This is a genomic window from Pedobacter sp. MR2016-19 (genome assembly GCF_014947265.1).
Classification (GTDB): Bacteria; Bacteroidota; Bacteroidia; order Sphingobacteriales; family Sphingobacteriaceae; genus Pedobacter.
In genome coordinates, this window is the sequence record NZ_JADCNK010000024.1 from 13,335 (window position 1) to 26,501 (window position 13,167).

At 36.5% G+C, this 13,167-nt stretch carries 16 protein-coding genes and 1 pseudogene; 2 read left to right on the plus strand and 15 right to left on the minus strand.

Translation table 11 applies throughout. The annotated features are described in order from the left end of the window. Positions 1-21 precede the first annotated feature (21 nt). Complete coding sequence (locus IM793_RS21590; protein ID WP_121287811.1) at positions 22-1,251, plus strand: ABC transporter permease; 1,230 nt, start codon at positions 22-24, stop codon at positions 1,249-1,251. Positions 1,252-1,419: 168 nt separating this feature from the next. On the opposite strand, the gene IM793_RS21595 is transcribed toward IM793_RS21590, so the two are convergent. From IM793_RS21595 to galE, 3 genes are all read right to left on the minus strand, one after another. Beyond that, positions 1,420-2,157: a tyrosine-protein phosphatase gene (locus tag IM793_RS21595; RefSeq protein ID WP_193424960.1), complete on the minus strand. Its 738-nt coding sequence runs from the start codon at positions 2,155-2,157 to the stop codon at positions 1,420-1,422. Positions 2,158-2,367: 210 nt separating this feature from the next. Then, positions 2,368-2,925, minus strand: a complete 558-nt coding sequence (locus IM793_RS21600; RefSeq protein WP_193424962.1) for a hypothetical protein — start codon at positions 2,923-2,925, stop codon at positions 2,368-2,370. Further along, positions 2,926-3,948, minus strand: a complete 1,023-nt coding sequence (gene galE / locus IM793_RS21605) for a UDP-glucose 4-epimerase GalE (RefSeq protein WP_193424965.1) — start codon at positions 3,946-3,948, stop codon at positions 2,926-2,928. 263 nt (positions 3,949-4,211) lie between these two features. On the opposite strand from galE, the gene IM793_RS21610 reads away from it, so the two are divergent. After that, entirely contained in the window at positions 4,212-5,459 is a 1,248-nt protein-coding gene (locus IM793_RS21610) for a 3-deoxy-D-manno-octulosonic acid transferase (protein WP_193424967.1), read from the plus strand. Here the strand turns inward: IM793_RS21610 and IM793_RS21615 are convergent. The 12 genes and pseudogenes from IM793_RS21615 to IM793_RS21665 all read right to left on the minus strand — a co-directional run bounded on the left by IM793_RS21615 (position 5,437) and on the right by IM793_RS21665 (position 13,118). After that, positions 5,437-5,943 (minus strand): gluconokinase, encoded by a 507-nt coding sequence (locus tag IM793_RS21615; protein ID WP_193424970.1) that lies wholly within the window; start codon positions 5,941-5,943, stop codon positions 5,437-5,439. The genes IM793_RS21610 and IM793_RS21615 overlap by 23 nt on opposite strands. 14 nt (positions 5,944-5,957) lie before the next feature. Continuing rightward, positions 5,958-6,968, minus strand: coding sequence for a ferrochelatase (hemH, locus tag IM793_RS21620; RefSeq protein ID WP_193424972.1), 1,011 nt, complete (start codon positions 6,966-6,968; stop codon positions 5,958-5,960). 415 nt (positions 6,969-7,383) lie between these two features. Next, the gene (locus IM793_RS21625) at positions 7,384-8,100 is read right to left on the minus strand and encodes a fatty acid desaturase (RefSeq protein ID WP_193424975.1); all 717 of its coding nucleotides are present in this window, start codon (positions 8,098-8,100) and stop codon (positions 7,384-7,386) included. Between the two features lie 7 nt (positions 8,101-8,107). Further along, complete coding sequence (locus IM793_RS21630) at positions 8,108-8,650, minus strand: isochorismatase family protein (protein WP_193424978.1); 543 nt, start codon at positions 8,648-8,650, stop codon at positions 8,108-8,110. Positions 8,651-8,687: 37 nt separating this feature from the next. Continuing rightward, positions 8,688-9,539: a 4-hydroxy-3-methylbut-2-enyl diphosphate reductase gene (locus IM793_RS21635; RefSeq protein WP_193424981.1), complete on the minus strand. Its 852-nt coding sequence runs from the start codon at positions 9,537-9,539 to the stop codon at positions 8,688-8,690. A gap of 16 nt (positions 9,540-9,555) precedes the next feature. Then, a pseudogene (locus IM793_RS24900) lies at positions 9,556-9,654 on the minus strand (type II toxin-antitoxin system mRNA interferase toxin, RelE/StbE family); the annotation flags it as partial. Positions 9,655-9,666: 12 nt separating this feature from the next. Beyond that, positions 9,667-9,837, minus strand: a complete 171-nt coding sequence (locus tag IM793_RS24905) for a hypothetical protein (protein ID WP_227256342.1) — start codon at positions 9,835-9,837, stop codon at positions 9,667-9,669. Beyond that, a complete protein-coding gene (locus IM793_RS21645) occupies positions 9,819-10,025 on the minus strand; it encodes a DUF2683 family protein (RefSeq protein ID WP_193424984.1) in 207 nt (68 codons plus the stop codon). Before IM793_RS21645 ends, IM793_RS24905 begins: the two co-directional genes overlap by 19 nt. 32 nt (positions 10,026-10,057) lie before the next feature. Then, positions 10,058-10,732 carry a carotenoid biosynthesis protein gene (locus IM793_RS21650; RefSeq protein ID WP_193424986.1) on the minus strand — a complete coding sequence of 225 codons (675 nt, stop codon included), beginning with the start codon at positions 10,730-10,732 and terminating at the stop codon, positions 10,058-10,060. Continuing rightward, on the minus strand, positions 10,702-11,799 hold the full coding sequence (locus tag IM793_RS21655; protein ID WP_193424989.1) for a glycosyltransferase family 2 protein: 1,098 nt from the start codon (positions 11,797-11,799) through the stop codon (positions 10,702-10,704). The genes IM793_RS21650 and IM793_RS21655 overlap by 31 nt, the downstream gene beginning before the upstream one ends. Then, the gene (locus tag IM793_RS21660) at positions 11,796-12,419 is read right to left on the minus strand and encodes a 1-acyl-sn-glycerol-3-phosphate acyltransferase (RefSeq protein ID WP_193424992.1); all 624 of its coding nucleotides are present in this window, start codon (positions 12,417-12,419) and stop codon (positions 11,796-11,798) included. Before IM793_RS21660 ends, IM793_RS21655 begins: the two co-directional genes overlap by 4 nt. A gap of 192 nt (positions 12,420-12,611) precedes the next feature. After that, positions 12,612-13,118 (minus strand): phosphoribosyltransferase family protein, encoded by a 507-nt coding sequence (locus tag IM793_RS21665; RefSeq protein WP_090502125.1) that lies wholly within the window; start codon positions 13,116-13,118, stop codon positions 12,612-12,614. Between the last annotated feature and the right edge of the window lie 49 nt (positions 13,119-13,167).

Genomic DNA, 13,167 nt, shown 5'->3' on the forward strand with positions numbered 1-13,167 from the left:
AAACGCTTACCGCAATACTAAATGAATTACAGAGAAAACATCAGACTGGCATTAGAATCAATTAAAGCTAACCGCTTGCGTACTATGCTTACTGCTTTGATTATCGCTATTGGTTTAATGGCTTTGGTCGGGATTTTAACCACTCTTGATGCTGTAAAGAAAAGTATGACAGATGCTTTTAGTAGCATGGGGGCCAACTCATTTACCATCAGAAACCGTGGTACAGGAATCAGGATTGGAAATGGAAAAAGACCAAAACCTTTTAAAGCCATCCGTTATGAAGATGCCGTTAAATTTAAAGATAGCCTGAATACTCCTGCTACTGTTGCAGTAAGTGTTTTTGCCAGCAATGGCTCTACCATAAAGTATGGAAGTTTAAAAACCAACCCAAATATTAACGTTCAGGGGGTTGATGAAAATGGATTAGCCTCTCAGGGTTTAAATCTCTCGCAAGGAAGAAATTTTAGCGTTTCTGAAATACAGTTGGGAAGTAATGTTTGTATTGTTGGTGGTGAAGTAGTAGAAAAGTTGTTCAAAGACTCAGACCCTTTGGATAAACTGATCAATGTGGGCAATAATCGTTTTAAAATTGTTGGCATATTAGAGAAAAAAGGATCGAGCATGGGCTTTAGTGGCGACAGGGCCGTTTACGTACCGCTGTTAAAAGCGAATCAGATTAATGCCAATGCCAACCCATCTTACACCATTACGGTAATGGTACCTAGTAATGAGATGCAGGAAAACATTATTGGCGAATCTACTGCACTATTCAGGAATATCCGCAAAGTAAAGGTAAACGAAACTAATAATTTCGAGATTACCAAGAGTGATGCCATTGCTCAAACATTATTTGAGAACCTGGCCTTTGTGGCTATTGGCGGTGTGGCCATTGGAATTATTACTTTAATTGGGGCCTCAATAGGCTTAATGAATATCATGCTGGTTTCAGTTACCGAACGTACACGGGAAATTGGTATCCGTAAAGCGATCGGCGCAAATCCTAAGGTCATACGTCGCCAATTTTTAATCGAGGCAGTAGTAATCTGTTTAATGGGGGGCGCCTTAGGTATTTTTCTCGGAATAGTTTTAGGAAACCTGATTTCTCTTGCTATGGGTGGGTCATTCCTGATCCCTTGGCTATTTATTATTGGTGGCTTTGTATTATGTGTATTGGTAGGAATCCTTTCCGGATACTACCCTGCCAAAAAAGCTTCAAAGCTAGACCCGGTAGAGGCGTTGAGGTACGAATAGGCTACTTGGTTTACCGTCCATTAGTAATCAATGTTCTGAAAGATTAAAGGCGAATCCTTTACTCTTTAATAGGTTTTAATTGGTGAATTGTTTATCATTCAGGATGACGTGATTTGCAATTAGCAACATGCAAAAAAAGAATAAATGAATGGCAATGCACTAATGCAACTACAGTGAGGCATTATTCAGTTGCACTTGAGCGAGCAGTTGTTGCATTGATGGCGTACTAAGGCTATCTTGTAGCGCTGCAGCATGTTTTAAATGGTGCATATCGCTGCCTAAAAAATCGATCATGTGGTTTTCCACCATTTCGCCTGCTATTTTTTTTGCCCCAGCGCCATAATAACCTGTTAAAGCAATACCATTTAACTGCAAGAGGCAGCCAGTTTCTCTGATCTGACGATAACTCTCGAAGGAATTGTAGTAGTAAGGATAACGCTCAGGATGGGCCAGTACAGGCTTATATCCGGCATCCTGCATTAGTCTTATAAAATCAATCAGGTTTTGAGGAGCATTTACATAGGATAATTCAAACAGAAGATAATTATCCCCAAAAGTTAACACCTCTTTTTGTCTGATCTTTTTTTCAAGAGTTTCATCCAGGTAATATTCTGCAGCGGCGTCAACTTCCAAATCGAGTTCTATTTCCAGCAAGCCTTTTCTCAATGTGTCCAGGCCACGGTTAATAGTATCGGGTGTATTGCGGAAATAATCAGCCATAATATGCGGAGTGGCAATCAGCTTCTTATAACCCAAAGCTTTAAATTTTTTGGCCAGGAGAAGAGAATCATTCAGGGTCCGGGCACCATCATCAATACCCGGAATAATATGCGAATGCATATCTGTTCCGATACCAGAGAAATTAAATTTAGGCGCTATTTTTTTCTTTTTAAATAATCCGAACATGTTTTATTTATCCTATTTCCTGTTTAATTTGTCCGATGCGTTCATCCAGATCGCTATCATTTCTAAAAATTGATATTCTAGTTGACTTAATAACATGAAATCCTTACTAATGGGTTTCAAAAGTAATTTGTCTTTTTTGTTTGGAGGTAAATTTAAACTACATTCTTTAATCCTGGAGATTTATCGATTAACATAACGGAAATATTGTATTTAACTGATCTCTTTTGGCAAATTACTGGCCTCTGCTGTTCCAGCTAATTTAGAAGAATAGATTTTATCAAGCAAGTGATTAAGATCTTCACTTAAATCGAACTGCAGGTCTTCGTGAAGTTTTTTGAATTTATTGATGGTTACCGCAACTGTTTTGACGTAATAGATACTAAAAAGCATCATAAAATCACGGTAACCAAAAATTGATTTTTTATAATCAAATGGAATAGCATTTAAGATAAAAAGTTTAAGTTCTACTTCCCCAACAGGATCTTTGGTTACCTTATAAAAGTGGTTAACCGATGTGATCATTTTCCTTACTTTTACCAATGCCTCTTTGGCATTTAGCTTTTTCAGTTCCTGAACCTGTTCCTCAACATCAGCTTTAATCCTTTCTTTCCGATCTTCTAAATCGCTTTCATCCTCTAATAATTTATAATGAAGGTGTTCAGTGAGCACTTTATCTTTAGCTAACAAGCGCAATAACAGCTTGTCCTTTTCTTTAACAGGCAGTTCAGTAATAGCGGTTTTTAAGTCTTTGTGCTCTGACAACTTCATTTAAAAAGGGTTAGTCTTAATGTATTTTTCCCACTCCCAGGCAGAGCGCATCATTTCATTGATATCCAGATTGGCTTTCCAGCCCAGTTCGTTATTCGCTTTTTGTACATCGCCATAAATCTGAACAATATCTCCCGCCCTTCTCGGACCGATTTTATAATCCAGTTTTTCGCCATTTACTTTTTCGAAAGCGGCAATAATCTCTAAAACTGAAGATCCTTTACCAGTACCGATATTGAAAACATCATAGTTACCGTTCGGGTTTCCATCTTCTAATTTTTTAATAGCGGCAACGTGTGCTTTTGCCAGATCAACCACATGGACATAATCGCGGATAGCAGAACCATCTGGCGTGTCGTAATCATTTCCGTAAACGGTAATCGGACCACGTTTTCCAATAGCAGATTGAGTAATAAACGGAACAAGGTTTGCCGGAATACCATTTGGCAGTTCACCGATCAAAGCAGTTTCGTGGGCACCAACCGGGTTAAAGTAACGCAAAGCGATTACACTTAAATCAGGTGTTACCGCAGCAGTTTCTGCCAGTATTTCTTCAGCGATCTGTTTGGTATTTCCATAAGGAGATTCTGCTTTCTGAACCGATGCAGCTTCGGTTACCGGTAAAGTGTCTGGCTGGCCATAAACGGTACATGAGGAAGAAAACACGAAATTAATTTTCCTGTTAAATGAAATTAGCAGGTTAATCAATCCATAAAAGTTATTCTTATAATATTTTAATGGTTTTTCTACCGATTCGCCAACCGCTTTTGAAGCCGCAAAATGGATAATTCCATCGATATCGTTGTGGTTTTCTGCAAATTCCTGTACCGCTTTTTCATCCTGAAGATCAATTTCATGAAAATCGAACCATTTGCCGGTAATGGCATGTAGTTGGTTTAAAATTTTGATATTCGAGTTTGAAAGATTATCTACAATTACAACTTCATATCCTGCGTTGTGTAATTCTACAGCTGTGTGCGAACCTATGTACCCTGTTCCACCAGTAACTAATATTTTTGCCATTTTAACGGTTAAATCTTTATGTTCTATTTTTCCAATGCCTCTGAAGGCAATGATTTAAAGTATTCGTATGTAATTTTTAATCCTTCCGCACGTCCAATTTTGGTTCTCAGCCCAGTATCTCCTTAGCTTATATTTTTTTATTTTGTTTAGCTATAGGCCAATCAGCGAAGTCTATTTATTTAGTTGAATACTAAGTAAAATCGCAAGGCGTCCATATATTTTTAAGCTTTTTAAATATATTCGTTTTATCTTGGCACGAAGATATGAAATTACTTTACATCATCGGAATCTGGGCTTATACTTTAATCATCAGGATATTCTCATTATTTAATCCTAAGGCTAAACTTTTTATCAATGGGCGCAAAAATATCTTTACCATAATTGCCCGGAAAATTAATCCTGCCGAAAAACATATATGGTTTCATTTTGCTTCTTTAGGCGAATTTGAACAAGGCAGACCCGTTTTAGAAAAAATAAAAACCCTTTATCCTGCGAAAAAAATTATAGTTACTTTTTTTTCTCCCTCGGGATATGAAATTAGGAAAAATTATGCACTGGCAGACGTATTTTATCTCCCCATTGATACTGCCACTAATGCTAAACGTTTTATAGCTTGCATTAATCCTGAAATGGCGATTTTTACTAAATACGAATTTTGGCATTTCTATTTTCAGGAATTAAAAGATCAGGGTATTCCTTTATATGTCATTTCTGGCATTTTTAGAGAAGGTCAGGCATTTTTTAAATGGTATGGCGGTTTTTACCGCAATATTTTAAAATCTGTTACTTACTTTTTCGTACAAAATAAAGAGAGTGAAAACCTTTTAAAATCAATCGGTTTAAATAATGTAACCATTAATGGCGATACCCGTTTCGACCGTGTTTACGAAAATGCACAATCACCGAAATCGCTTCCCCTTATCGAAGGCTTTATTGGCAACTCACCTACTTTAGTTTGCGGAAGCACCTGGCCGGAAGATGAGAAAATATTATCGGCCCTGCCAGAAAAATACCCTAACTGGAAGTTTATTATTGCCCCACATGAGATTCACGAAAGCCATATCGAAAGTATAGAGAAGCAGTTTTCAGTTAACAGTGTGCGGTTTTCAATTTTCAGTTCTCACTTGAATGTTGACAGTTCTCATATCTCAGATCTAAAATCTCAAATCTTAATAATCGATAACATCGGTATGCTTTCCTCATTATATCAATACGGAAAAGTGGCTTACATTGGCGGCGGTTTTGGAACAGGTATCCATAATACTTTAGAAGCCGCAGCATTTTGTCTACCTGTAATTTTCGGACCTAAATATGATAAATTTCAGGAAGCAAAAGATCTCATTGCTATTGGTGCAGCGAAAAGCATCAGCTCCACAACTGATTTAATTAATGCGTTTGAAGGTTTCGTAGAAAATCAAGATGCTGCAGACCAGGCCAAAAGATATGTTGCAAATAAAAAAGGGGCAACTGATCAGATTATTTCGATGATTACGAAATCAGATCGGACTTAGCAATTTCTTCAACAATTTCGGGAATACTTTGATCGATTGAAATCGTTACTACATCCTGCTCATCACTCAGTGGTTCTTCTAATGTATCAAACTGGCTTTTTAATAAGGTTGAAGGCATATATTGGTGAGAACGTTTAACAATACGATCGTGAATTAAATCGAAACTTCCTTTTAAATAAACAAACCGGATATTGGTATTATCTGTTCTCAGCAAATTGCGGTACGATTTCTTAAGTGCAGAACAAGCAATAATGCAACTTGTACCATGAGCCACATGTTCGCGCCCAACTTTCGCAATCAGCAGTAGCCAATCTAAACGGTCGGCATCTGTTAAGGGAATCCCCGCAGCCATTTTATCTACATTCCGCTGTGAATGCAGGTTATCGCCATCTATAAATTCAGCATTTATTCTTGGTGCCAAAGCCTTTCCGATAACCGTTTTACCACTTCCAGATACCCCCATTAAAATGATAAAGTTCGCCATCTTTAAATCTAAGACTATTTAACCATTCCGGCAAGTGCCTCAATAAAAACGGGGCTATCGTTTAAACTTTCTACCAACTGAACATGTTCGCCACCCAAGGCCTTAAACTCTTCATGGTATTCTACCGTGATTTCGTAAAGCGTTTCCAGGCAATCGGCTACAAAAGCAGGACTAAAAACCAAAAGGCGTTTTTTGCCTTCGGCGGCCAACTTCTTTAATACATCTGTAGTGTATGGCTGCACCCATGGCTCTTTACCTAAACGCGATTGGAAACAAACGGTATATTGATCTCTCGATAGGTTTAATTCTTTGGCAATTAACCTGGCCGTATCATGCCCCTGTGCAGAATAACAAAATTTATTGGTATCGTTTAATGTCTGGCAGCAATCGGCACTTTTTAAACAGTAACTTCCGGTATGATCGCACTTTAACAACTGCCGTTCCGGCAAACCGTGGAAACTGAACAACACGTGATCATAACTTTCTACATGATGTTTTTTAGCATTTTCTGCAAAAACTTTAATCATCAATTCGTTATCATGAAATGAATTCACAAACGAAATCGGTGGTACGGTTTGCCATTTGCTCACCAATTCCATTACCAGTTGCATTACCGAACCAGTACTCGCAGAAGCATATTGCGGAAACATTGGGATAACCTGTATACTTTCTACCAAACCTGCTTTTAAGTTTGCCAACGCCGAAGCAATGGATGGGCTTTGGTAGCGCATAGCTAACTCGACATGGTAGCCTTCACCTAGCCTTTCCTGAAGCATTTTAGCTTGTAACCTACTGTAAAACAACAATGGTGAACCATTCTCGTTCCAGATTTCTTTGTATAATTTTGCAGTTTTAGGACTACGGAAGGGAACAATAATACCTTTAACCAATAATGTTCTGTTCAACTTCGGAATATCGATTACCCTTTCGTCCATTAAAAATTGGTCTAAGTATTTTCTAACGTCAGCCGTTGCCGGACTATCAGGCGTTCCTAAGTTTACCAGTAAAATTCCCTTTTTGCTCATGTATACAAGAATATGTTTTGTGGCGCAAATATCGCCTTTTTATTGTTTTTTACCTATGTTAAAAATATGATGGCCGACATTTTTCGGTCAAAATATATTGTATTTGTTTCTTATTTACTAGAAAAGCAAATGCAGCAAGTCTATTTAAGCGTAGCCCTGCCTTCCCTACAATCTTTTTGTGATTGGTAATGCATTTTTAAACGTTTATACCACAAAAAGGATTTTCGTACAGTCAGGTTTATGAACCTGGTTTTGTGCAGGTTTTCTAACGTTTTTAAACCCAACTTAGGTGTGTTTTTGGGATGCTGTAAGATATTACCATCTGACAGTTAGAATAAATAAAAGATCATTAGGGAAATCGAAAGATGGTTAATTTAGTGTCAGACGGCAACATCCGACACCACAACTAATGATATTATCTTTTCGTTTTATACAGCTGCCACCAGGGCATACCTGGTTTTTGATGGTGTTCGAAGTGGTAACCAAAAAAGTAACAGGTTATAAAAGCTACAAAATGATTTTTCTTTAAAGTAGTAGAATGGTATTCGTTATCGTGTTCACCTTTGTGCGGCAAATAGGTTCCGAAATAAAACAGTTGAAAAGTACTTAATAAGGATGGCAGTACCCAAAATAACAGCAGGTTCTTTTCAGCAACCCAGATTTTCAAAACATTAAAAGCTATGGCCATAATTACCAATTGAATAATGGTGACATAATTTAGCATGAAACGGAAATACCATTTCCAAAAGCCATGTGGTGCAAAATCCGGATCGTTTTCGGTATGTACATGCTTGTGGTGTTGGTGATGTTTTGTGTACAAATGGTTATAAAAAAAACCTGCGTAAAGAAAAACGGAAAGATAACCAATAAAATTATTGGCCTTTTGGTTCGGCGATATTGTTCCGTGCATCGCATCGTGGGCGGTAATAAACAAACCTGTGTACAAATGCATCTGAACGAAAACCATCAGATAAACCAAAGGATTGTTCCAGTTAAAATGCCAGTTTAATAAGAAAAAGAGAGAAATAAACCAACAGGCCATTACGGTTAACGCAACCAGAATTCCGGTATATGGGTTTACAGCTTTTGATTTATGGTTTTGTAGATTTAAAAATCCCTGTTCAATTGGCATATCACTCTTAAGCAAATAAAGTAAGTAGATCTTTAGTTCTTATAACTTGAATTTTAAAGTTTGTTGGAGTCATTTCACGCCAGAGCCAATTGTAATGCTCAATTACTTTAGGAGCAGTTAAATGTGGCCGGTCTGCAGTTGTATGGGCATCTTCCACAACAGTTACTTCATAATCCCTACTAACAGCCGACTTAACTGTTGCATCAATACAAAAATCGGTCGCACAGCCAGTAACAAATATTTCTGTAATATTACTTTGGGCTAGGGTATGATGCAAATTTGTATTATAAAATGCGTCGTTAGCTGATTTTGAAACGATATCATCAGCAGGACTGGTGACTAATTCTGGCAAGAGTTCCCAATCAAAGGTATTTGGTAAAAATATATTTTCTTTAGTACCATCATGTTGGACAAAAATCACTTTATAATTATTCATCCTAAAATAATGTGATAATTTATTTATCCTCTCAATTACACCTAAAGTATCATAACGCAAAGTGTAAGGTTTAAAACTACCAATCTGCATATCTATTATCAGCAAGGCTTTCATTAAATAATAAATATTAATTGATTAGTTCTTCTTATAATTAGTATTTTTCTAATGCAGCCTTAACCTTTTCCATTAACCACATCGGTGTAGAAGTAGCTCCACAGATACCTACTTTATCATTTTCGTTAAACCAGGCCTGATCTAATTCTTCTACGTTAGAAATAAAGTAAGAATGGTCATTGTGTTTTTTACATACATCATAAAGCACTTTTCCATTAGATGATTTTTTGCCCGAAACGAAAACGATTTTATCGTAATGACCTACAAAATCTTCGAGTTCTTCGTATCGGTTAGATACTTGCCTGCAGATCGTATCATTAGCTTTTACTTCGTAACCGCGGCTTAATAATTCATCTTTAATATGGTAGAATTTATCGGTGCTTTTAGTGGTTTGGCTATATAATGTAAATTTAGCAGGAAGCTCAACATTATCTAATTCAGCTAAATCTTGAAAAACAATGGCTTTACCATCTGTTTGACCTTGGAGGCCGATAACTTCGGCGTGACCGTGTTTCCCAAAAATAAGCACCTGCTCATCATCATCATGGGAATTTTTAATCCTGTTCTGCAATTTCAACACCACCGGGCAAGAAGCATCAATTAAAGTCAGGTTATTTTCTAAAGCCAGTTGATAGGTTGAAGGTGCTTCACCATGCGCCCTGATCAAAACCTTTTCGTTCCTTAAGTTTTTTAATACTTCGTGATCGATGATTTTTAATCCGCGATTGGTTAAACGCTCCACTTCTTCATCATTATGAACGATATCGCCAAGGCAGTATAAATAACCTTCGTTATCCAGAATATCTTCAGCCATTTCTATGGCATATACTACCCCAAAGCAAAAGCCTGATGATTTATCGATGTTAACCTGTAAGTTTAAATTGCTCATTTGTTTTTAGGATTAGTTATTTATCGCCATAATGTCCCTTTGCAGAAATTACAAATACTGTAATAATCTCTTCATCGATCCTATAGACTAACCTATCTTTTTTATTTATCTGTCTCGACCAATAGCCTTAAAATTCAAATTTTAGTTTTTCAGGCTTACCAACTCCTGATACTGGATGGATACTTAATTCTATAAAAATTTGCTGGAGTTTCTTTAATGAAGCCTGATCTCCAGATTTAAGTATGGCGGCCAACTGTTGTTTAGCCTGATCAGTAATATCTACAAAATACTTTCCCATATATTATGAACATCCTTAATCCTGGTTAGACGTCCATTTTTTATATCCTCTTCCCCTTTAGCTATTTTATCTATAAATGTCGGACTGTAACTTTTTTCCTTTTTAAAAGATACATTCAACGCTTGTAACACGGCCTCAACTGCCAAAAGTTGTTTTTTAGTTTTAGGCTGTACGATTAGTGTTTCCATGTTATAAAGTTAATTAAAATAACACCACAAAATTAAGCAAAAATATTTGTTCCGGTTGTCATGTATAAGACAACAAAAAAGATTAACTGTGAAGCAAACATGGCTGTACCGATATATTTCTGTTGTTTTAAACCTAAAGCATAATAAAACTTCAACAAGATTACTGAAACGATAAACCAGGCCACAAAATTTTGAACCGGAATTTCATGCCAATCCCACTGCCAATAGTTAAATTTCATGGCCACAGGTTCCAAAAAGAAATCAAAACCAACCAGTATAAAAGCGCCGAGTACAGAAGCCAGAATACTATTCCTGATTTTCATACTTTTCATCATTTGCCCAATGCTGAAAATAAGGATTACCCAATTTACGCCCATGAGTAGTGGAACCGCAGCAACTTTGTATCCCAACGTATCGCCATAATAATAGCTTCCAAATATTTTCCCAGTGTGCACGCCCAATACCTCGACTAAAAAGCCACAGAGAAATACACCCGAAACCAGCAACAATAATCTTTTCACATCCGCATTGTACGAAAAAAGAATTACGGCAAACATCAGCAATAAATGAAAAGGAATTAATTTGATAAAATAAGGCTGTGCAACTGGAATTAAGAAACCAAACAAGCCAACCAAATGAAAAATGACAATTATTGCAACTGCAATTCTTTTAATCTTTAAATCGTTTTGATCGTTCTGCCCTTCCATGTACTCGTTTTAAAAATATGTTTCTTTATAGAAATAAATGATATGATTAAGAAGAACAACATCTGTAAGGGATGTAAAATCAGATTTATCAAAACATGCTGTCCAGATAAATAAGAGATCATTATTCTACTTAACACTATTAAAGTTAATGGTAATACAAGTAAAGCAACATTAAAGTTTAAGATTAAAATTACTGGCCCTATGGTTACCAAAAGCTGGTAAAGTAATAATATTATGATGTTATTACCAAAACCTGCCAGTAAATTTTTACTGAAACCGTTTAAGCTTTCGCCTAAATTTTTGTACATCCTGCAATAAATCAGTCCGTTGGCTAAAAGGGCTTCTGCATTAAATTTTTCTTGTTTTACCAGCTTCATAATCTCCACATCTTCTACAACCTGGTGTTTAACCCGCTCATGCCAATGGTTTCCTTTATAATTATTAGCATTAAAAAACATGCATTGCCCGCTTGCTGCTGCAAATGCCGGATTTTTCGAAAGCTTAACCAAACGCAAAGGCAATAAATTTAATAGGATGAAATGCATTAAGGGTACGGTTAACCACTCGCCTATCGATTTTATAGTTTGGTTCGTAAAAACGCTCAGCAAGGCCAGATTTCCAATTTCCATTCGGTTAATGAGGCTATTGATTAGTCCTCTTTTGATTGATTCGTCTGCATCAATAAACAAAAGATATTTCCCGGTAGCCAACTCGCTAAGCTGATGGCAGGCATAGTTTTTTCCAAGCCAGTTTTGAGGCAGCTCTTTACCGCTTAACACTTTGAATTGCGGATTTGAGAAACAAAATTCCTCAACTATACTGAATGTATGATCACTGCTGTTATCATCCAAAACAATAACCTCATAATTGATATAATCCTGATTTTTTATTGAAACAAGTAATTCCAAAATATTCTCTGCTTCATTTCTCGCAGGTATTAAGATCGAAACCTTATCATGGTAGTGTTTAACCACTCTCGGCAACTTCGGGTTAGAGAGGAAGTTGAAAACAGTAACCGAAAACCGGATCACCAGAAAAATTAAAACGGCGTAAATAAAAATTGTCATTCAATTAGCTGAGTTTGTTTAACAACCGATTGATCGTAATGTTTATTGTAGGCGCTTTTTAGTAATTGTAAACTCACGTACTCCTCGTTCTCCCAATGCTGTAGATAAGTATAGGCAGAGGGCTTTCTTTTCGCGAAATAATCGATAAAGGTAGCAGCAAAAATAATATTGATTTTTTTCTGACTGGCATTAATCATTTGCATTACTCCTTTTTCGAAACTGATATTTTTCAAGTGATTTGAATACAATTTGCCCTGAGGGAATACAAGTACCATATTTGCAGGATTATCTAACAATTTGCCTGCATAATTAAGCATTTCTAAAACATCTTTACCTTTATTTTCGGCAGCAAAAGCACCAAGATACTTTAGAAAACCAACTTTAGTATAGTTTTCGGCATTTACCAAAACATGAAATTGTTTCTTAAATATTTTTTTATTGATATAAAAGAGGAAAAACCCATCCCACCAGCTGAAATGATTGGCTAAAACCAACAAAGATGCATCAGATTCAACCTGAATTTGATCATACTGAAATGCTGCAAAATCTTTTTTGATGATAAACTGAATGTACCAGGAGAAAAAGCTGAAGATCAAATTATTTTTTCTGGGCTGATACATTTCGGGAAATTGCAAAAAAATGAGGTGAATTGCAAATTTTAGTAATACCCCCCTCGCTTGTAAAAGGAATATAGGATTTTTGATGTACTGTTTAAAGATTTCTCCACTTCGGTCGAAATGACGAATTAAACAAATTTTTTACTTCGATTAAAGATAGGCCTTTAACCCTACCTCTTCCATTTTACATCCAACCTAGCTCAAATAAACCCGATCTTCCTCTCCCTCCACATCCATCACCACATCTACATGCTCTTTTAAGATAGTTGCCAATTCAAGACCCACAAAATCAGTGGCAATAGGGAAAATTTTGTGACTTCGATCAACCAAAACTACGGTTCGGATTTTTTTATGTGGGGTATTTAAGAAAACGCCTAAACCATAAGCGAGCGTTTTACCGCTGTTCAATACATCATCTACGATAATAATTACTTTATTTTTCCAATGGCTTTCATCGAGATCGGTTGAAGCAACCAATTTGCTACTCTCCTTTTGCAGATCAATGCGCAGTAAGGTTAATTTAAAGCCAGAGATTTTTTTTAGTACCTTTTCTAATCTCAATGCCAATTTGTAGCCGCGGTCCCAGATACCCGCCAATACTATTTCTTTCTCATTCAGGTTATCTTCCAAAATCTGATAAGCGATACGGTCTATTTTCTGCTGAATCTGTTTCTTGTTAAGAATAAGTAGTTGCGATGCCATTGTATAAAAAGGATTGAATACAAAAAGAACGATTTTAAGGATGAAATTC

Bases quoted from the DNA above. Each gene is read 5' to 3' on its own strand.
- IM793_RS21590 (WP_121287811.1), top strand. From the start codon at position 22: ATGAATTACAGAGAAAACATCAGACTGGCATTAGAATCAATTAAAGCT.
- IM793_RS21595 (WP_193424960.1), bottom strand. From the start codon at position 2,157: ATGTTCGGATTATTTAAAAAGAAAAAAATAGCGCCTAAATTTAATTTC.
- IM793_RS21600 (WP_193424962.1), bottom strand. From the start codon at position 2,925: ATGAAGTTGTCAGAGCACAAAGACTTAAAAACCGCTATTACTGAACTG.
- galE (WP_193424965.1), bottom strand. From the start codon at position 3,948: ATGGCAAAAATATTAGTTACTGGTGGAACAGGGTACATAGGTTCGCAC.
- IM793_RS21610 (WP_193424967.1), top strand. From the start codon at position 4,212: ATGAAATTACTTTACATCATCGGAATCTGGGCTTATACTTTAATCATC.
- IM793_RS21615 (WP_193424970.1), bottom strand. From the start codon at position 5,943: ATGGCGAACTTTATCATTTTAATGGGGGTATCTGGAAGTGGTAAAACG.
- hemH (WP_193424972.1), bottom strand. From the start codon at position 6,968: ATGAGCAAAAAGGGAATTTTACTGGTAAACTTAGGAACGCCTGATAGT.
- IM793_RS21625 (WP_193424975.1), bottom strand. From the start codon at position 8,100: ATGCCAATTGAACAGGGATTTTTAAATCTACAAAACCATAAATCAAAA.
- IM793_RS21630 (WP_193424978.1), bottom strand. From the start codon at position 8,650: ATGAAAGCCTTGCTGATAATAGATATGCAGATTGGTAGTTTTAAACCT.
- IM793_RS21635 (WP_193424981.1), bottom strand. From the start codon at position 9,539: ATGAGCAATTTAAACTTACAGGTTAACATCGATAAATCATCAGGCTTT.
- IM793_RS24905 (WP_227256342.1), bottom strand. From the start codon at position 9,837: ATGGGAAAGTATTTTGTAGATATTACTGATCAGGCTAAACAACAGTTG.
- IM793_RS21645 (WP_193424984.1), bottom strand. From the start codon at position 10,025: ATGGAAACACTAATCGTACAGCCTAAAACTAAAAAACAACTTTTGGCA.
- IM793_RS21650 (WP_193424986.1), bottom strand. From the start codon at position 10,732: ATGGAAGGGCAGAACGATCAAAACGATTTAAAGATTAAAAGAATTGCA.
- IM793_RS21655 (WP_193424989.1), bottom strand. From the start codon at position 11,799: ATGACAATTTTTATTTACGCCGTTTTAATTTTTCTGGTGATCCGGTTT.
- IM793_RS21660 (WP_193424992.1), bottom strand. From the start codon at position 12,419: ATGTATCAGCCCAGAAAAAATAATTTGATCTTCAGCTTTTTCTCCTGG.
- IM793_RS21665 (WP_090502125.1), bottom strand. From the start codon at position 13,118: ATGGCATCGCAACTACTTATTCTTAACAAGAAACAGATTCAGCAGAAA.